The organism is Caballeronia sp. LZ035, assembly GCF_031451175.1.
GTDB lineage: Bacteria > Pseudomonadota > Gammaproteobacteria > Burkholderiales > Burkholderiaceae > Caballeronia.
Genome location: NZ_JARUXS010000001.1, coordinates 3,269,273 through 3,286,479 on the forward strand (window position 1 = coordinate 3,269,273; position 17,207 = coordinate 3,286,479).

Consider the following 17,207-nt stretch of genomic DNA (forward strand, 5'->3'; position numbering starts at 1 on the left):
TTCAGAAGTTCTTCTTCAGATCCATGCCCGTGTACAGCGAGGCGACCTGATCGCCGTAGCCGTTGAACATCAGCGTCTTGCGCTTCGGCGTGAAGAACCCGTCCTCGCCGATGCGCCGCTCGGTGGCCTGGCTCCAGCGCGGATGATCGACGTTCGGATTCACATTCGAGTAGAAGCCGTATTCGCTCGGTGCGTAGAGATTCCAGCTCGTGGCCGGCTGCTTCTCGACAAAGCGAATCTTCACCAGCGACTTCGCACTCTTGAAGCCATATTTCCAGGGCACGACAACGCGCACCGGCGCGCCGTTCTGGTTCGGCAACACCTGTCCATAAAGGCCGACCGTCAGCAACGTGAGCGGGTTCATCGCCTCGTCCATGCGCAGGCCCTCGGAGTAGGGCCATTCGAGGATCGGCGTCGAGAGACCCGGCATCTGCGACGGATCCGCCAGCGTGATGAACTGCACGTACTTCGCGTTGCCCGTCGGCTCGGCGCGCCTGATGAGTTCCGAGAGCGACACGCCGATCCACGGAACCACCATCGACCAGCCTTCGACGCAGCGCAGCCGGTACACGCGCTCTTCGAGCGGCGCGAGCTTGAGCAGGTCGTCGATGTCGTACACTTTCGGATTCTTGATCGCCCCTTCCACCGACACCTTCCACGGCCGCGGACGCAGCGTGCCCGCATGTTCGACGGGATCGCCCTTGTCGGTGCCGAACTCGTAGAAGTTGTTGTAGCTCGTGATGTCCTTGAACGGCGTGGCCTTGTCGAGCGCGACGAATTTCGGATTGGTCGTCGCGGCGAGTTTCGGGCCGCGCGCGTCGGGCGACGTAAGCGTCGCGTGCGCGACGCCGCTCATTCCGGCCAGGCCCGTTGCTGCGAATGCGCCGATCGAGCGCAGCGCGCGCCGCCGGTTTTCGAACACCGCTTGCGGCGTGATTTCATGCCGCGCGATGTCGTCGCCGTAAAGACCGCGGTTTCGTTTGATCCCCATCCCGATTGCTCCAGAACGGCCGCGACAAGACGCAGCCCATGCATTCATATACGGTGAAACAGCAGTTTGGATGCCCGTATTCCAGCGTCGCATAAAAAAACCGCCAGCGGGATGCATGGCGGTTTTCTTCTCGCTTCACGGCACGACGGATCAGAGCTTGCCGTAGCTGTGCAGACCGGACAGGAACATGTTCACGCCGAGGAAGGCGAACGTCGTGACGACCAGACCCGTCAGCGCCCACCACGCGGCCGCAGCGCCGCGCAGGCCCTTCATCAGACGCATGTGCAGCCAGGCCGCGTAGTTCAGCCAGACGATCAGCGCCCAGGTTTCCTTCGGGTCCCAGCTCCAGTAGCCGCCCCACGCTTCCGCGGCCCACAGCGCGCCGAGAATCGTGGCGATAGTGAAGAACGCGAAGCCGACGGCAATCGACTTGTACATCACGTCGTCGAGCACTTCGAGCGACGGCAGGCGATCCGCCAGGAAGCCGCGTTGCTTGGAGAGATAGGCCACCGACACCATCGCCGAGAGCGCGAAGCTGCCGTAGCCGATGAAGTTCGCCGGCACGTGGATCTTCATCCACCAGCTTTGCAGCGCGGGCACGAGCGGCTGGATCTGCTGCGCGTCGCGGGCGATCGAATACCACATCAGGAAGCCGACCGCCGCGCTGATCACGAGCAGCACGAATGCGCCCATTTGTCGCGTCGAATAGTGCTGTTCGTAGTAGAGGTAGAACAGCGCCGTGATCAGGCAGAACAGCACGAACACTTCGTACAGGTTCGAGATGGGAATGTGGCCGACATCCGTGCCGATCAGGTACGACTCGTACCAGCGCACCATCAGCCCGGTGAAGCCCATCAGCACCGCGAACCAGGTCATGCGCGAACCGATCGCGCCGCCCGTCTGCGAGCGCGACACGAGGCCGATCCAGTAGAACAGCGTCGCCAGCACGAACAGCGCGCTCATCCACAGGATCGCCGACTGGCTAGACAGGAAATACTTGAGGAAGAAATTGGTGTCGGCGCGCGCGAGGTCGTGCTGGTACAGCTGAATGGAAAACAGCGACATCACCGCGATCATCGCGATCAGCAGGCGCACCGGTTTCCAGCGCCAGCCGAGCGTCACGAAGGTCGGTACGGCGGCGACCAGCACCGCCATGTCGTACACGTCCATGTGCGTGTGATAGCGGTTCAGCGCGAAACCCGCGCCCGCGACCATGGCGAGCGCAAACAGCCAGTCGATGACAGTGAGCCTGCGGAGGAACGGGCGATCGTCGAAAGCGGCGACGTCGGGGAGAGCCGAAGTCGGACGATCGGTCTTGAGAGGGGCGTGGGAGGAAGACTGTGTGAGGTCCATGATCTTACCGTGTTGAAACTTCCGAGCTCGATGGCTCGGATTGCGAATGCTCGGACGCATCCGATGGCGGGGCCGCGTCGGCCGGCGCGGCGGGTTGGGCGTCGAGCGCTGCGGCAATCCGCGCGCGCGTCTGAACGAATTCCTTCTCGAAGTCGAATGTGCGGCGCGCCGTGGACATCGCCATCAGCACGCTGGCGCCGCCTTGTCCTGAGTCTTTGAGCCAGAACCACAGGCGCCGTTCGCGCACGTAAAACATCGAGAAAATGCCGACCACCAGCAGAAGGCTGCCAAGATACACCAGATTTTTACCCGGCGCGCGCGTCAACTGGAATACCGAAGCTTGCACCTGCTTGAAGGTATCCAGTTGCAGAAAGACTGGAGAACCGTACAGAAAGCTGTCGGAAAGCGCATTGATCGACGACTGTATGAACGCGCTGTTCTTCTCGTCCACTTTGACGGCGGCCTCGCCGTTCTGTTCGCGTGAAATCTGCCAGACGTCCCACATCGCGCCTTCGAGCATGCGCATCAGCAGGCCCGCAGCCTTTTCCTGCTCGGCCTTCGGCACCGATTTGTCGATGAACCCCGCGATGCTCTGGAAACCGCCAATCATCTGCGGATTTTCAAGAGCCTTGCCGGCTTCGTCCGCGCCCGCGAACAGGTTCAGCACGCGAATCGCGCTTTCCTCGAGATGCTTCTGCAACTCGACGTTTTCGTGCGGCACCGAACGCAGTGCGAAGCGGTGCGCCGCCTCGGTGCGCGTCGCCGGATTCGCGAGCGCCGCGCGCAAGTCCATCCATTGCTTGACGGTGCCTTGTGCGTCGGCGGGAATGCGCAGGTAGCGGAACGGATCGTTCGGGCTCAGGCGCATACCGGCAAGGAACATCTGCTGGCCGCTGACATCGACCGGCAGCATGTAGTTGCTGTATTCGCGCGCCTGGCCGTCGGTGCCGCGCACCTTGTACTGCACCGACGGACCGATGTTGCGCAGGTCGGTCGGCCGGGAGGTCTTCGCGCCGGAACCCAGGCGTTCGTCGAAGGCATCGCGCAAGGTTTCCTTCTTGCCGACGCCGCGCGCGTCCGGTGCGCCGTTGCCGTCCGTCATGTTCTCGACGTTGATGGCGCGGAAATCGGTGAACTCGACCGTTTCACCCTGCGCACCCTTGAACTGCGTGCCGATGGGCGCCGTGCCGCCGATCGTGCCCGTGAACGGCTCGGTCTTCGCGCTGCTGCCGGTCATCGGCCACGCGGTCATGTCGAGCTTCGAACCGCCGTCCTGAAAGCTCGACTGGTAGATCGAGATGCCGTCGTAGGTGAAGGGCTTGTTGACTTCGACACGCGCCGGAATGCGCTTGCCCGTCTTGTGATCGATCACGACGATGTCGCTCGCGAACAGCTTCGGCATGCCGGTCGAGTAGTAATCGACGATGAACTTGTTCAGCTGGATGGAGAACGGCAGGTCCTGGATGACCGAGCCTTCCGGCTGGTTCAGGATGGCCGTGCCGACATACTGCCCTTCCGGCACCCACGCGTAGCCACGGAAGGTCGGGTTCGACGTGGACAGGCGATGCTCGGGGGGAATGTCGTTGATGACCGCGTTGCTGTTGATCGGCGACTTGTTGAACATCCACATTTGCAGGCGGATGGGCAGGTTGCTGTCGAGCAGGCCGCCGAGACAGATCACCACGATCGCAAGGTGCGCTGATATGTAGCCGATCTTCGTCATCGCGCCGCGCTTGCCGGCGATGAGCGTGGCGCCCGTGTCGGTCTGGCGCGTGACGGTGCGGTAGCCCATCTTCGCCGAGAGGCGTTCGAGCGTTGCCGCGGTGTGCGCACGATCCGCCGATACCGCGAATTCGCCCTTGTGATGGAACGCGCGCAGTCCGCCTTCGTGCACGCGATCCTTCCAGCTCTTGAGGTCCGCGATCATCTTCGGGCCGTTGCGGATCACGCACAGCGACACCGAGATCACGAGGAAGATCAGGATCAGCATGAACCACCACGCGCTGTACACGGTGTAGATGCTGATGCCGCGGAAGATGTCCGCCCAGAACGGGCCGAACTGATTGACGTAGTTGGGATACGGGTCGTCCTGCGTGAGTACCGTACCGATAATGCTCGCAATGGCCAGGATGACCAGCAAGGCGATGGCGAAGCGCATCGAACTCACGAGTTCGACGAAATGCCTGACGGCGCGGCGACTCGACTTCGACTGCATTCCCGATGTGGTGACGCTCATTCAAACTCCGGCTGGACAGCAAAAAAGGGTGGAGACGCTGACGGTCGACCAGACCGACGTCCCACCCTTTTTCTTGTTTTCGCGCCGGTCTTCTCGGACGTGTCCGGGACCGGCTTCGTAGTATGGGCGATTCCCGTTATGCGCGCTGGGAACCGCTGGACGCTGACTGCTGCGTTTTTAGTGGGATCGCTTCTCGCGATCAATGCAACCCGGCGATGTAGTCGGCTACCGCCTTCATCTCCGCTTCATTCAGGCGTGAGGAGATCTGATGCATGGGCTCGCTGTTGGCGCGTTGTCCCGATGCGAACGCATTCAACTGCGCGACCGTGTATTCGCCCCACTGCCACGACAGCCGCGGATACTGCACCGGAATGCCCATGCCCGTGGCGCCGTGACACGCGGCGCAGGCCGGTACGCCCTTGTCTGCAATACCGCCGCGATAGATCTTCTGACCCAGCGCGACGTCGTTCTTGTCGCGCGCGTAATTGGGCTTGGCCTTCTGCTGCGAGAAGTAGGCGGCGACGTTCAACATGTCCTGATCCGACAGCGCGCCCGCTATGCCCGCCATGATCGGATTGTTACGCGCCGGCGCCTTCGCACCTGGCTGCGTCTTGTAATCCTTCAACTGCTTGACGATGTACTCGGCGTGCTGCCCCGCAAGCTTCGGAAACGCCGCGCCGGCACTGTTGCCGTCTGCCCCGTGGCATGCCGCGCACACCTGCGTGGCGATGGCCTGCCCCCTCGTGGCATCCGGCTTGGCCGGCTGCGCGGGCTCGGCCGCGTTCACTGACATCGATACCGCCAGACCACTCAAACCTGCACCGAAAGCCGCCGCTGCCCGAATCACCACCAGAGACCTGTACAGTCGGTTCATTCGCGTACCCTGTTTTTCGTCTTGTGAGAATGTGAGGTTCTGCAAAAAACGACGGCGATCAATGGTCGCCGCAAGAGTCCCGAACTCGCCGAACGATGAGGCGCCAGAACGCCTCCAGTGTGTCTCGCTCCGATCCCATGAATGCTGTGGGTGCCGCTTGCGGCTTGGGTCTTGCGTGCCCGTGCTGATCTTCAAAAATCCGTCGTATTGTACAATAACCCGCTGCACGCAAAGACGCCAGTCGGGGCATGCCCAGTATTTGCCGGGTTCTCAAGGCTTTGGTTTTCGCAGCTTCTTCGATGGAACCCGCCCATGTCATTCCTGCTTCACCAATCCCGCTTCTTCACCACCGTCAATCATCTGCGCGATCTGCCGCCCACGCCGCAGCCCGAAATCGCGTTTGGCGGACGCTCGAACGCCGGTAAATCGACGGCCATCAACATCCTGTGCAACCAGAAGCGGCTCGCCTTCGCGAGCAAGACGCCCGGGCGCACGCAGCATATCAATTACTTCGCCATCGGGCCGCAGGACGCGCCGGCCGCCTATCTGGTCGATCTCCCCGGCTACGGTTATGCCGAAGTGCCCGGTGCCGCGAAGGAACACTGGCAACGCCTGCTTTCCACCTATTTGCAGAGCCGCGCGCAGCTGCGCGGCATGATCCTGATGATGGACTCGCGCCGGCCGCTGACCGAGCTGGATCGCATCATGATCGACTGGTTTGCGCCCACCGGAAAGCCGATCCACGCGCTGCTCACGAAATGCGACAAATTGACGCGACAGGAGATGATCAACACGCTCCGTTCGACCAAGAAATCGTTCGCGGAGTATCGGGACGCGGGTTATCGCGGCGAGTTGAGCGTCCAGTTGTTCTCCGCGCTCAAGCGCACCGGCCTCGACGAAGCGCATGAACTGATCGAAAGCTGGCTGACGCCCAAGGAAGCGGGCGAGAACGCGCAGGACAGCGCGCCTGAATGAAGGATCGGGAGCACGCCCGAACATAAAAAAACCCGCCGCATGACGGCGGGTTAACAGCCTGATCGAATTCCGACAGGCGCCCGCTCAGGGAGGAGAAGCGGGGAGTCCAGCGACAAGCGCCTCGCTCGATCGGTATGATATACCATTGACCGCTAACGGTTTCAGACGTGCCCAAGTGCTTGTTTGACAAGGATTTACACGTTTTCGAAGTCGCTTTTTGGCATCCTCTGCAGATCACTCACTCGAGTCAAGAACATGAGCTTTTATCCCCATCATCGCCCGCGCCGCATGCGCCGCGATGACTTCTCACGCCGGTTGATGCGCGAGAACATCCTCACCACGAACGACCTCATCTATCCCGTTTTCATCGTTGAAGGCGCGAACGAGCGTCAGGCCGTGCCGTCGATGCCCGGCGTCGAACGCACGTCCGTCGACCTGCTGATGAAGGTTGCGGAGCAATGCGTCGAACTGGGCGTGCCGGTGCTGTCGCTGTTTCCGGCGATCGAGCCGTCGCTCAAGACGCCCGACGGCCGCGAAGCCACCAATCCCGAAGGTCTGATCCCGCGCGCCGTCCGCGAATTGAAGAAGAACTTCCCGATGCTTGGCGTGCTCACCGACGTCGCGCTGGACCCGTACACGAGCCATGGCCAGGACGGCGTGCTCGACGAAGAAGGCTACGTGAAGAACGATGAGACCAGCGAGATTCTTGTCGAGCAGGCGCGCACGCAGGCTGAGGCGGGCGTGGACATCGTGGCGCCGTCGGACATGATGGACGGCCGGATCGGCGCGATTCGCGAGATGCTCGAAAGCGATGGCCACATTCACACGGGCATCATGGCCTACGCGGCGAAGTACGCGTCGGCGTTCTATGGTCCGTTCCGTGATGCCGTAGGCTCGGCGGCGAATCTCGGCAAGAGCAACAAGATGACGTATCAGATGGATCCGGCCAACACCGACGAAGCCATGCGCGAAGTGCGCATGGACATCGAGGAAGGCGCGGACATGGTGATGGTCAAGCCGGGCATGCCGTATCTGGATATCGTGCGACGCGTGAAGGACGAGTTCCGCTTCCCGACTTATGCGTATCAGGTGAGCGGCGAGTACGCGATGATCAAGGCCGCGGCGCAGAACGGCTGGATCGACCATGACAAGGTCATGATGGAAGCACTGCTCGCGTTCAAGCGCGCAGGCGCCGATGGCGTGCTGACCTACTTCGCGCTTGATGCCGCAAGGATTCTGCGAGCGTCGAAATAACGCTGTGCTGATGCGCTAGCGCAATGAACGAAGGGCGATGCTTCGCGGCATCGCCCTTCTTGTTTAACCGTTTGTCGGACCGAGCTTGTCGAGGCTCTTCAGGAACGTTTCCGCCGATTCATACCCGACCACGCGCGCGACTTCGTTGCCTTGCGCGTCGAAGAAGATGATGCCCGGCGGTCCGAACAGCCCGAAGCGCTTGAGCAAGGTCTGATCGTCGGCGTTGTTGGCGGTCACGTCGGCCCGCAGGAGATTGAGTTGCGCGAGGCGCGCCTGCACGCGGGCATCGGAGAAAGTCAGCTTCTCCATTTCCTTGCAGGACACGCACCAGTCGGCATAGAAATCGAGCATCGCGGGCCGCGCCGCCGCCTTCACTGCCGTGTCGAGTTGCGCCGACGAACGCACTGGCGCGAAGATCGGTCCTTGCGTCTGGGCGCTCGTTGCGGCGGAAGCGTCGCCACGCGCGACCAGTACGGCAAGCGGGCGCAGCGGATCGGTCGAGCCGGCGGCGAGCCCCACGATCAGCGTGGCTGCCCAGATCGCCAGGGCCGCGCCCAGGCCGCGTCCGAGCCGCTTCCAGATGCCAGTGGGGACGTTGCCGTCCGGCGAAAACAGTCCGAGCGACGCCGCCGCAATCAGCAGCCACAGCGCGGCCAGCAACATCTGTACGGCACCGCCAAGCACCGGCCAGACGATCCACAGCGCAGCCGCCAGCAACACGACACCGAAGAACACTTTCACGCCGTCCATCCAGACGCCGGCGCGCGGCAGAATGGAACCCGCGCCGAGCCCGATCACGAGCAAGGGCACGCCGAGTCCGACGCCCATCGCAAACAGCGCCGCGCCGCCGAGCAGCGCGTTGCCCGTGTGCGCGATGAAGGCGAGCACCGCGAACAACGGCGCCGTCATGCACGCGCCGACGACCAGCGCCGACAGCGCGCCCATCACGGCCACGGCGACGAACTTGCCGCCGCTGCGCTTTTGCGACGCCTGGTTCACGCCGCTCTGCCAGCGTTCGGGCAGGGCGATGTCCATTCCGGAGATGAGCGTGAGCGCAAACGCCGCGAGCAGCACGCCGAACGCGCCGAGCACCCAGGGATTCTGCAGCCACGCGCCGAGACTTTGACCGACCAGCGCGGCCGCGATGCCGAGCACGGTATAGACGAGCGCCATGCCGATCACATACGACACCGACAGCGTGAATCCGCGCGTCCGCGTCACGCGGGCGCCCTCGCCGACGATGATGGCGGAGAGGATCGGGATCATCGGATATGAGCACGGCAGGAGGCTGAGCACCATGCCCGCCAGGAAGTACAAGCCGACGACCGTGAAGAAGCCGCCGCCCTCCAGCATGGACTGCGCATAGTCGGCGCTTGTCGCGCGTTCGAACCAGGAAGTGTGGGTGTCCGTGGACGGTGTGTTCGCGGTTGCGGCCGGCTGGAGAGCCTCGCCTTTCACGCGATACGTCTTCTCCATCGGCGGATAACAAATGCCCTGGTCCGCGCAGCCCTGCGAGGTCACCGCGAGTTCGAACGGCCCTTTCGCCTGCGTGACCGGAATGCGGATCAGCAACTCGCCGCGATAGGTCTCGACGTCCTTGTTGAAGGTCTGATCGAAGTGGACTTTTCCAGGCGGCAGTTGCGCCGTGCCGATCGTCGCGTCGCCGCTCTTCACCGCGAACGCGAAGCGCTCGCGGTACATGTAGTAGCCGTCCGCGATCTTGTAGCGCACGTCGACCTCGCCGGGCTTTTCAGACGCGCTGAACTTGAAGGCGACGGAGGGATCGAGGAAGTCGTCGGCGGCATGAGCACCTGCCGACAGCAGCACGAAAGCGGTGAGAAGCAGGCACGCGGCCAGGATCCGGCGCGCGACAAAACGAGGAAGCTCAAACATGAATAGGGCGCTGCGTTTCTGCGTTGACCCATTGGCCATAATCCGGCGATGCATCCACCTGCCAGATGAGGATTTCGGGTGTTTCATAAGGATGACGGGCGCTCACGAAGCGCTGCAGTTCGTCCGCCCGCGCGACGCTCGTCTTGAACAACAACTGCACCTCGTGCGCGGTTTCCAGCGCGCCCTTCCAATGATAATGCGATGCCACGGCGCCGAGATTCGTCACGCACGCCGCGAGACGCGCTTCGAGCACTGCTTGCGCCAGTGTGTCGGCGGCGGCTGCGTCGGGCAGCGTGGACAGCATCAACACAACGGGAACGTTCACTCGGAAACTCCAGAACGGCGGCGCGGCATCTTGCGTATCGTAGCATCGAGGCCGTGGGCTCACCTCGGTCGCCCTGCGCGCTGAAAAGCCGCAGCCAAGAGACGCACCCGAAAAAGCAAAAAGGCCAAGCTATGCGCCTGGCCTTTTCGTGAACACGTGCTGCCGCGAAACTTATTCGGCTTCTTGCACGTCGTCCGCTTCTTCGACTTCCGGACGATCCATCAGCTGGACCAGTGCCATCGGTGCGTTGTCGCCGACGCGGAAACCGAACTTCAGGATGCTGAGGTAGCCGCCCGGACGGTTTGCGTAGCGCGGGCCGAGCACGTCGAACAGCTTCGTGACCGAATCGCGATCGCGCAGGCGGTTGAACGCCAGGCGACGGTTCGCGAGCGACGGCTTCTTGCCCAGCGTGATGAGGGGCTCGACGACCTTGCGCAGTTCCTTGGCCTTCGGGAGCGTCGTCTTGATGACTTCGTGCTCGATGAGCGAGTTCGACATATTGCGGAGCATTGCCAGACGATGGCTGCTCGTGCGGTTCAGTTTCCGCAGACCATGCTTATGACGCATTTGAGTTCCTTAACGAGTTTAGAGCCAGCTCTTCTATTGCGCCCCGAAATGTCGAATGGGGTGCACGGGCCGGTCGAACAAAAAAAGCAAGACGCGGATTCTAAAGGAAAATCCGCGCCCTTGCCAGTATCGCTTGAGACTTCGTTCTTACTTGTCGAGACCAGCCGGCGGCCAGTTTTCGAGCTTCATGCCGAGCGTCAGACCACGCGAAGCCAGAACTTCCTTGATTTCGTTCAGCGACTTGCGGCCCAGGTTCGGCGTCTTCAGCAGCTCGTTTTCCGTGCGCTGGATCAGGTCGCCGATGTAGTAGATGTTCTCGGCCTTCAGGCAGTTCGCCGAGCGAACCGTGAGTTCGAGGTCATCCACCGGACGCAGCAGGATCGGATCGATCTGCGGTGCACGCGAAGGCGCTTCCGCAGCCGCTTCCGTACCTTCCAGCGCCGCGAACACCGACAGCTGATCGACCAGAATGCGGGCCGACTGGCGGATCGCTTCTTCCGGCGAGATCACGCCATTGGTTTCGATGTTCATGACGAGCTTGTCGAGGTCGGTACGCTGCTCGACACGCGCGCTTTCCACTGCGTAGCTCACGCGGCGAACCGGCGAGAACGAAGCATCCAGCACGATGCGGCCGATGATCTTGGCCGACTCTTCGCCGTAGCGGCGCACGTTGCCCGGCACATAGCCGCGGCCCTTCTCGATCTTGATCTGCACGTCGAGCTTGCCGCCCTTCGACAGATGCGCGATCACGTGCCCGGGATTGATGACCTCGCAGTCGTGCGCGAGCTCGATGTCCCCGGCCGTAACAACGCCTTCGCCTTCCTTGCGCAGCGTCACCGTGACTTCGTCGCGGTTATGCAGCTTGAAGACCACACCCTTCAGGTTCAACAGCAGGTTGACCACATCCTCTTGCACACCGTCGAGCGTCGAGTATTCGTGCACGACGCCTGCGATCGTCACTTCGGTCGGCGCGTAGCCGATCATCGACGACAGCAGCACACGCCGAAGCGCATTACCCAAGGTGTGGCCATAGCCGCGTTCGAACGGCTCCATAACCACTTTCGCGTGGTTCTCACCAAGCGATTCAACTGCAATGATCTTGGGCTTCAACAAACTGGTTTGCATAGGTTTTCCTTTTCAATACCCTCGGCTCGTTACACCGATAAGGCTGACCGGTGACAACCTGAAAATAAACAGCCGAGGCCACCTCTTGCCACGAGCAATCAGGCTCCCCGGCTGTCCATCCGTTACCGCCGCGATTAACGCGAATACAATTCGACGATCAGGCTTTCGTTGATGTCACCGGCGATGTCGCTACGCTCGGGCATCGACTTGAACGTGCCTTCGAACTTCTTTGCATCGACCGACACCCAGCTCGCCATGCCGCCTTGCTCCGCCAGCGACAGGGCTTCGACGATACGGGCTTGCTTGCGCGATTGTTCGCGCACGGACACGACATCACCCGACTTGACTTGCAGCGACGGGATGTTCGCGACCTGGCCGTTCACCATGATCGACTTGTGGCTGACGAGCTGGCGTGCTTCCGCGCGCGTCGAGCCGAAGCCCATGCGATACACCACGTTGTCGAGACGCGATTCGAGCAATTGCAGCAGGTTTTCGCCCGTCGGGCCCTTGCGGCGGTCGGCTTCAGCGAAGTAGCGGCGGAACTGACGTTCCAGCACGCCGTAGATGCGCTTCACTTTCTGCTTTTCGCGCAGCTGGGTGCCGTAGTCGGACGTACGCGCGCCCGAGGTGCGGCCGTGCTGGCCGGGCTTGCTGTCGAGCTTGCACTTGTCGGCGAGCGAACGGCGTGCGCTCTTCAGGAACAGATCGGTGCCTTCACGGCGGGACAGCTTTGCTTTGGGACCGGTATAGCGTGCCACTTTGCATCCTTAAAAATTGATCACGCAGACGTCACTGCAGCGTCCATCTGCGCTAGTCCGAACCCTTTGGGTCGAACGGTGGGCTTAGTCAAAACTTCATAACGCACGAAACCCGCCGATACTCACGCATCGACAGGAAACATGCGGTCGCGTCGTCGACTTAGATACGACGGCGCTTCGGCGGACGGCAACCGTTGTGCGGGACCGGCGTCACGTCGGAGATCGCGGTGATCTTGATGCCAAGACCATGCAACGCGCGCACCGCCGATTCACGGCCAGGACCGGGGCCCTTGATCCGCACTTCGAGGTTCTTCACGCCGTATTCCAGTGCCACACGGCCTGCCGACTCGGCTGCGACCTGGGCTGCAAACGGGGTCGATTTGCGCGAACCCTTGAAGCCCTGACCACCGGAGGTTGCCCATGCCAGCGCATTACCTTGACGGTCGGTGATCGTGATAATGGTGTTGTTGAACGACGCGTGAACGTGAACCACGCCCTCGGCGACGTTCTTCTTGACCTTCTTGCGAACGCGTTGCGCCGCGGAGTTGTTCGAAGCCTTAGCCATTACGTTTTCCTGTAACTGTCAGTTCCGCTTACTTCTTCAGCGATTGCGCTGCACGACGCGGACCCTTGCGCGTACGGGCATTCGTGCGCGTGCGCTGGCCACGCAGGGGCAGACCCTTGCGATGGCGCATGCCGCGGTAGCAACCCAAGTCCATCAGGCGCTTGATATTCATCGTCACTTCACGGCGCAGGTCGCCTTCGACGATGAACTTGCCCACTTCGTCACGCAGCTTTTCGAGGTCTGCGTCGGTGAGGTCCTTGACCTTCTTCGAAAATTCAACACCAGCGGAGGTGCAGATGCCGCGCGAACGCGTGCGACCGATGCCGAAGATTGCCGTCAGGCCGATCTCGGTATGCTGGTGATTCGGGATGTTAACCCCTGCGATACGAGCCATTGTTTTTCCTCAAACAAAAAGCGCAAGCAAAAGCGCGGCGTTCAGCCTTGACGCTGTTTGTGGCGCGGATCAGAGCTGCAAATCACGCGCACAACGCCCTTGCGCTTGATGATCTTGCAATTGCGGCAAATGCGCTTAACCGATGCCATCACTTTCATGATATTACCCTTTTTTCAAATCACTTCGCCCGGAACACGATCCGTGCACGAGACAGATCGTAAGGCGTCAATTCAACCGTAACCTTGTCGCCCGGAAGAATGCGGATGTAGTGCATCCGCATCTTTCCGGAAATATGACCCAGGACGACATGGCCATTTTCCAATTTCACCCGGAAAGTAGCGTTGGGGAGGTTTTCAATGACCTCACCCTGCATCTGGATAACATCGTCTTTGGCCATGGTCCTAATCAACGCATCGGGACGTTGCCACCCTTGAAGTTCGCCTTCTTGAGCAGCGATTCATATTGTTGCGACATAACGTACGACTGCACCTGAGCCATGAAGTCCATCGTGACGACGACAATGATCAGCAGCGACGTTCCACCAAAATAAAACGGCACATTCCAGCGCAACACCAGAAACTCAGGCAGCAGGCACACGAATACGATGTAGATCGCCCCCGCCAGCGTCAGACGCGTGAGGATGCGGTCGATATATCGTGCAGTCTGATCGCCCGGACGGATACCCGGAACGAATGCACCGCTCTTCTTCAAGTTGTCGGCGGTCTCCCGGCTGTTGAACACCAGTGCGGTGTAGAAGAAGCAGAAGAAGACGATCGCCAACGCATACAGCAGCACGTACACAGGTTGACCAGGCTTCAGGGCCTCGGCCACATTGTGCAGCGTGTTCGCGAACCAGCCGGTGCGCGACCCCGAACTGAACCAGTTCAGGATGGTTGCCGGGAAGAGGATGATCGACGACGCGAAGATCGGCGGAATCACACCCGACATGTTCAACTTCAGCGGCAGATGAGACGACTGTCCGCCGTAAATCTTGTTACCGACCTGGCGCTTCGCATAGTTCACGAGGATCTTGCGTTGACCGCGTTCGATGAACACGACCAGATACGTGACCGCCGCGATCAGCACGACGATGATGATCGCCGAGATGATGCTCATTGAACCGGTGCGAACCAGCTCGAACAGACCACCGATTGCGTTCGGGAAACCCGCCGCGATACCGCCGAAGATGATGATCGAAATGCCGTTGCCAAGCCCGCGTTCCGTGATCTGCTCACCGAGCCACATCAGGAACATCGTGCCCGTCACCAGCGTGACAACCGTCGTCAGCCTGAACACCATGCCCGGGTCGAGTACGAGGCCCGGTTGATTTTCCAGCGCAACCGCGATACCGAACGCCTGGAAGGTTGCGAGCACCACGGTGAATATCCGCGTGTACTGCGTGATCTTGCGTTGCCCCGCCTGCCCTTCCTTCTTCAGCGCCTCCATCTGCGGCGAAACGATCGACAGCAACTGCATGATGATCGACGACGAGATGTAGGGCATGATGCCCAACGCAAAGATCGTGAACCGTGACAGCGCGCCACCCGAGAACATGTTGAACATGCCGAGGATGCCGCCTGACTGGCTTTGGAACAGCTTCGCCAGTTGGTCCGGATCAATGCCAGGAACCGGAATATGCGCACCAATGCGGTAGACGACCAGCGCCAGCAGCAGGAACACTGCCCGCCGGCGCAAATCGCCAAATTTCGCCGCGCTTCGACCGGTTTTTGCGAGACTCGGGCTGTTAGCCAAGAACCTTCTCCGATGCTAGTGCTAGTAACGGCGAAAGCGCGTTACTCGGCGAACGAGCCGCCAGCGGCTTCGATTGCAGCGCGAGCGCCCTTCGTTGCCATCAGGCCCTTCACCGTAACCTTGCGGGTGATCTCGCCGGTCTTGATGATCTTCGCGCTCTTGATGAGCTCGCCGACCAGACCTGCTTGCTTCAGCGCCAGAAGATCGATTTCGTCGACCGGCAGCTTTTCGAGATCGGTAAGGCGCACTTCACCAACGAATTCCTTCGTCAGCGAGGTGAAGCCGCGCTTCGGCAGACGGCGTTGCAGAGGCATCTGACCGCCTTCGAAGCCGACCTTGTGAAAGCCGCCCGAACGCGATTTCTGTCCCTTGTGGCCGCGACCTGCAGTCTTGCCCAGGCCCGAACCGATGCCGCGGCCGACGCGACGCTTTGCGTGCTTCGCGCCTGCTGCCGGCTTCAGGTTATTCAATTCCATGTTCAACTCCTTGGATCCGTAGGTCGCGCTCAGGCGATGACCTTAACGAGGTACGAGACCTTGTTGATCATCCCGCGCACTGCCGGCGTGTCCTGCAACTCGGAAACCGAGTTCAGGCGACGCAGGCCGAGGCCACGCACCGTAGCGCGGTGCGTTTCGCGGGTCCCGATCAGGCTCTTCACGAGCTGAACCTTGACAGTTTTATCAGACATGGTGACCACCTTAGCCCAGAATGTCTTCGACGGACTTACCGCGCTTCGCCGCAATGTCAGCCGGCGTGGACTGCTTGCGCAGACCGTCCAGCGTTGCACGAACGAGGTTGTACGGGTTCGTCGAACCGTGGCTCTTGGCCACGACGTTTTGCACGCCCATCACGTCGAACACTGCGCGCATCGGGCCGCCAGCGATCACGCCAGTACCGTCCTTCGCCGGAGCGAGGAGGACTGCCGAGGCGCCGTGCTTGCCGTGCACTTCGTGTTGCAGCGTGCCGTTCTTCAGGGGCACCTTGAACATGTTGCGGCGGGCTTGTTCCATTGCCTTCTGAACGGCAACCGGAACTTCCTTTGCCTTGCCCTTGCCCATGCCGACGCGGCCATCACCGTCGCCAACCACGGTCAGTGCGGCGAAGCCGAGAATCCGGCCACCCTTCACGACCTTGGTCACGCGGTTGACCGAAATCATCTTTTCGCGCAGGCCGTCGTCGCGTTCGTCAGCCTGAACTTTCGCTTGCATCTTTGCCATGACGAATTCTTCCCTTAGAACTTGAGCCCGGCTTCACGCGCCGCATCAGCCAGCGCCTTCACGCGGCCGTGGTAGCGGAAACCCGAGCGGTCAAAGGCGACGGATTCGATGCCGGCTGCCTTGGCCTTTTCGGCGATACGCTTGCCGATCAAGGTCGCGGCGTTGACGTTGCCGCCCTTGCCCGACTTGTCGGCCAGTTCGGCACGCACTTCAGCTTCCAGCGTCGAGGCGCTTGCCACGACCTTCGTGCCGCATGCCGAGAACACTTGCGCGTAGATATGCGTGTTCGTGCGATGCACGGCCAGACGCGGAACCTGCAGCTCAGCGATCTTGACACGCGTCTGACGAGCGCGGCGCAGGCGAGATTGAGTCTTATCCATGATTGCGCACCCTTACTTCTTCTTCGTTTCTTTGAGGATCACGACCTCGTCGGAATAGCGCACGCCCTTGCCCTTATAAGGCTCCGGCGGACGATATCCGCGCACTTCCGCCGCGGTCTGCCCGACTTTCTGCTTGTCGATCCCCTTGATCACGATTTCGGTCTGCGACGGGGTTTCAGCCTTGACGCCTTCCGGCATCTGGTGCACCACGGGGTGCGAGAAACCCAGCGACAGGTTCAGCTTGTCGCCTTGCGCTTGCGCACGATAACCGACGCCAACCAGCGTCAACTTGCGCTCGAAACCCTTGGTAACGCCCTGCACCATGTTCGCCACCAGGGCGCGCATCGTGCCGGACATCGCGTTTGCTTCGCGGCTCTCGTTCGTCGGAGCGAGTTGCAGCGTGCCGTTTTCGTTCGTCAGGCTCACCAGCTTGTTGGCCGGCTGCGAAACGGTACCGAGCGGGCCCTTAACGGTGATGACGTCGCCCTTGACGGCCACTTCGGCGCCTTGCGGCAGCACGATCGGGCTCTTACCTACTCGAGACATGT

The 17,207-nt window shown here is 61.3% G+C and carries 21 protein-coding genes; 2 read left to right on the forward strand and 19 right to left on the reverse strand.

Features of this window, described 5'->3' with window-relative positions:
- Position 1 precedes the first annotated feature (1 nt).
- The 4 genes from msrP to QCE88_RS15320 all read right to left on the reverse strand — a co-directional run bounded on the left by msrP (position 2) and on the right by QCE88_RS15320 (position 5,454).
- Positions 2-991: a protein-methionine-sulfoxide reductase catalytic subunit MsrP gene (gene msrP / locus QCE88_RS15305; RefSeq protein WP_309903228.1), complete on the reverse strand. Its 990-nt coding sequence runs from the start codon at positions 989-991 to the stop codon at positions 2-4.
- A 150-nt stretch (positions 992-1,141) separates the two neighbouring features.
- Positions 1,142-2,344, reverse strand: a complete 1,203-nt coding sequence (ccsB, locus tag QCE88_RS15310; RefSeq protein ID WP_309903230.1) for a c-type cytochrome biogenesis protein CcsB — start codon at positions 2,342-2,344, stop codon at positions 1,142-1,144.
- Positions 2,345-2,348: 4 nt separating this feature from the next.
- Positions 2,349-4,580 carry a cytochrome c biogenesis protein ResB gene (locus QCE88_RS15315; protein ID WP_309903232.1) on the reverse strand — a complete coding sequence of 744 codons (2,232 nt, stop codon included), beginning with the start codon at positions 4,578-4,580 and terminating at the stop codon, positions 2,349-2,351.
- 199 nt (positions 4,581-4,779) lie between these two features.
- Positions 4,780-5,454 carry a c-type cytochrome gene (locus QCE88_RS15320; RefSeq protein WP_309903607.1) on the reverse strand — a complete coding sequence of 225 codons (675 nt, stop codon included), beginning with the start codon at positions 5,452-5,454 and terminating at the stop codon, positions 4,780-4,782.
- A gap of 312 nt (positions 5,455-5,766) precedes the next feature.
- On the opposite strand from QCE88_RS15320, the gene yihA reads away from it, so the two are divergent.
- Both yihA and hemB read left to right on the forward strand, forming a co-directional pair.
- Complete coding sequence (gene yihA, locus QCE88_RS15325) at positions 5,767-6,429, forward strand: ribosome biogenesis GTP-binding protein YihA/YsxC (RefSeq protein WP_309903235.1); 663 nt, start codon at positions 5,767-5,769, stop codon at positions 6,427-6,429.
- A 255-nt stretch (positions 6,430-6,684) separates the two neighbouring features.
- The gene (gene hemB, locus QCE88_RS15330; protein WP_309903237.1) at positions 6,685-7,683 is read left to right on the forward strand and encodes a porphobilinogen synthase; all 999 of its coding nucleotides are present in this window, start codon (positions 6,685-6,687) and stop codon (positions 7,681-7,683) included.
- A gap of 63 nt (positions 7,684-7,746) precedes the next feature.
- On the opposite strand, the gene dsbD is transcribed toward hemB, so the two are convergent.
- The 15 genes from dsbD to rplF form a co-directional block, all read right to left on the reverse strand.
- Positions 7,747-9,576 (reverse strand): protein-disulfide reductase DsbD, encoded by a 1,830-nt coding sequence (gene dsbD, locus QCE88_RS15335; RefSeq protein ID WP_309903239.1) that lies wholly within the window; start codon positions 9,574-9,576, stop codon positions 7,747-7,749.
- Complete coding sequence (cutA, locus tag QCE88_RS15340; RefSeq protein ID WP_309903241.1) at positions 9,569-9,901, reverse strand: divalent-cation tolerance protein CutA; 333 nt, start codon at positions 9,899-9,901, stop codon at positions 9,569-9,571. Before cutA ends, dsbD begins: the two co-directional genes overlap by 8 nt.
- 171 nt (positions 9,902-10,072) lie before the next feature.
- A complete protein-coding gene (gene rplQ / locus QCE88_RS15345) occupies positions 10,073-10,468 on the reverse strand; it encodes a 50S ribosomal protein L17 (protein WP_309903243.1) in 396 nt (131 codons plus the stop codon).
- A gap of 147 nt (positions 10,469-10,615) precedes the next feature.
- Positions 10,616-11,593, reverse strand: a complete 978-nt coding sequence (locus tag QCE88_RS15350) for a DNA-directed RNA polymerase subunit alpha (RefSeq protein ID WP_309903245.1) — start codon at positions 11,591-11,593, stop codon at positions 10,616-10,618.
- A gap of 134 nt (positions 11,594-11,727) precedes the next feature.
- Positions 11,728-12,351 (reverse strand): 30S ribosomal protein S4, encoded by a 624-nt coding sequence (rpsD, locus tag QCE88_RS15355; protein WP_309810351.1) that lies wholly within the window; start codon positions 12,349-12,351, stop codon positions 11,728-11,730.
- Between the two features lie 160 nt (positions 12,352-12,511).
- On the reverse strand, positions 12,512-12,916 hold the full coding sequence (gene rpsK, locus QCE88_RS15360) for a 30S ribosomal protein S11 (protein ID WP_035506748.1): 405 nt from the start codon (positions 12,914-12,916) through the stop codon (positions 12,512-12,514).
- Between the two features lie 28 nt (positions 12,917-12,944).
- Entirely contained in the window at positions 12,945-13,310 is a 366-nt protein-coding gene (rpsM, locus tag QCE88_RS15365) for a 30S ribosomal protein S13 (protein ID WP_309833588.1), read from the reverse strand.
- Positions 13,311-13,351: 41 nt separating this feature from the next.
- Complete coding sequence (rpmJ, locus tag QCE88_RS15370) at positions 13,352-13,468, reverse strand: 50S ribosomal protein L36 (RefSeq protein ID WP_004199844.1); 117 nt, start codon at positions 13,466-13,468, stop codon at positions 13,352-13,354.
- A 20-nt stretch (positions 13,469-13,488) separates the two neighbouring features.
- Positions 13,489-13,707: a translation initiation factor IF-1 gene (infA, locus tag QCE88_RS15375; protein ID WP_004521905.1), complete on the reverse strand. Its 219-nt coding sequence runs from the start codon at positions 13,705-13,707 to the stop codon at positions 13,489-13,491.
- An 8-nt stretch (positions 13,708-13,715) separates the two neighbouring features.
- Positions 13,716-15,062 carry a preprotein translocase subunit SecY gene (gene secY / locus QCE88_RS15380; protein WP_309903247.1) on the reverse strand — a complete coding sequence of 449 codons (1,347 nt, stop codon included), beginning with the start codon at positions 15,060-15,062 and terminating at the stop codon, positions 13,716-13,718.
- Between the two features lie 41 nt (positions 15,063-15,103).
- Positions 15,104-15,538, reverse strand: coding sequence for a 50S ribosomal protein L15 (gene rplO, locus QCE88_RS15385; protein ID WP_309903249.1), 435 nt, complete (start codon positions 15,536-15,538; stop codon positions 15,104-15,106).
- A 29-nt stretch (positions 15,539-15,567) separates the two neighbouring features.
- A complete protein-coding gene (gene rpmD, locus QCE88_RS15390; RefSeq protein WP_187609328.1) occupies positions 15,568-15,750 on the reverse strand; it encodes a 50S ribosomal protein L30 in 183 nt (60 codons plus the stop codon).
- Between the two features lie 10 nt (positions 15,751-15,760).
- Complete coding sequence (rpsE, locus tag QCE88_RS15395) at positions 15,761-16,279, reverse strand: 30S ribosomal protein S5 (RefSeq protein WP_061170928.1); 519 nt, start codon at positions 16,277-16,279, stop codon at positions 15,761-15,763.
- Between the two features lie 14 nt (positions 16,280-16,293).
- Positions 16,294-16,659 (reverse strand): 50S ribosomal protein L18, encoded by a 366-nt coding sequence (rplR, locus tag QCE88_RS15400; protein ID WP_061179115.1) that lies wholly within the window; start codon positions 16,657-16,659, stop codon positions 16,294-16,296.
- 12 nt (positions 16,660-16,671) lie between these two features.
- Positions 16,672-17,205, reverse strand: coding sequence for a 50S ribosomal protein L6 (gene rplF, locus QCE88_RS15405; RefSeq protein WP_309903251.1), 534 nt, complete (start codon positions 17,203-17,205; stop codon positions 16,672-16,674).
- Positions 17,206-17,207 lie beyond the last annotated feature (2 nt).

Coding starts and splice junctions, on each gene's coding strand:
- yihA (WP_309903235.1), top strand. CDS start 5,767: ATGTCATTCCTGCTTCACCAATCCCGCTTCTTCACCACCGTCAATCAT.
- rpmJ (WP_004199844.1), bottom strand. CDS start 13,468: ATGAAAGTGATGGCATCGGTTAAGCGCATTTGCCGCAATTGCAAGATC.
- infA (WP_004521905.1), bottom strand. CDS start 13,707: ATGGCCAAAGACGATGTTATCCAGATGCAGGGTGAGGTCATTGAAAAC.
- rpsM (WP_309833588.1), bottom strand. CDS start 13,310: ATGGCTCGTATCGCAGGGGTTAACATCCCGAATCACCAGCATACCGAG.
- QCE88_RS15350 (WP_309903245.1), bottom strand. CDS start 11,593: ATGCAAACCAGTTTGTTGAAGCCCAAGATCATTGCAGTTGAATCGCTT.
- rplO (WP_309903249.1), bottom strand. CDS start 15,538: ATGGAATTGAATAACCTGAAGCCGGCAGCAGGCGCGAAGCACGCAAAG.
- hemB (WP_309903237.1), top strand. CDS start 6,685: ATGAGCTTTTATCCCCATCATCGCCCGCGCCGCATGCGCCGCGATGAC.
- rpmD (WP_187609328.1), bottom strand. CDS start 15,750: ATGTCTGATAAAACTGTCAAGGTTCAGCTCGTGAAGAGCCTGATCGGG.
- ccsB (WP_309903230.1), bottom strand. CDS start 2,344: ATGGACCTCACACAGTCTTCCTCCCACGCCCCTCTCAAGACCGATCGT.
- rplR (WP_061179115.1), bottom strand. CDS start 16,659: ATGGATAAGACTCAATCTCGCCTGCGCCGCGCTCGTCAGACGCGTGTC.
- msrP (WP_309903228.1), bottom strand. CDS start 991: ATGGGGATCAAACGAAACCGCGGTCTTTACGGCGACGACATCGCGCGG.
- rpsK (WP_035506748.1), bottom strand. CDS start 12,916: ATGGCTAAGGCTTCGAACAACTCCGCGGCGCAACGCGTTCGCAAGAAG.
- QCE88_RS15315 (WP_309903232.1), bottom strand. CDS start 4,580: ATGAGCGTCACCACATCGGGAATGCAGTCGAAGTCGAGTCGCCGCGCC.
- QCE88_RS15320 (WP_309903607.1), bottom strand. CDS start 5,454: ATGAACCGACTGTACAGGTCTCTGGTGGTGATTCGGGCAGCGGCGGCT.
- dsbD (WP_309903239.1), bottom strand. CDS start 9,576: ATGTTTGAGCTTCCTCGTTTTGTCGCGCGCCGGATCCTGGCCGCGTGC.
- rplQ (WP_309903243.1), bottom strand. CDS start 10,468: ATGCGTCATAAGCATGGTCTGCGGAAACTGAACCGCACGAGCAGCCAT.
- rplF (WP_309903251.1), bottom strand. CDS start 17,205: ATGTCTCGAGTAGGTAAGAGCCCGATCGTGCTGCCGCAAGGCGCCGAA.
- rpsE (WP_061170928.1), bottom strand. CDS start 16,279: ATGGCAAAGATGCAAGCGAAAGTTCAGGCTGACGAACGCGACGACGGC.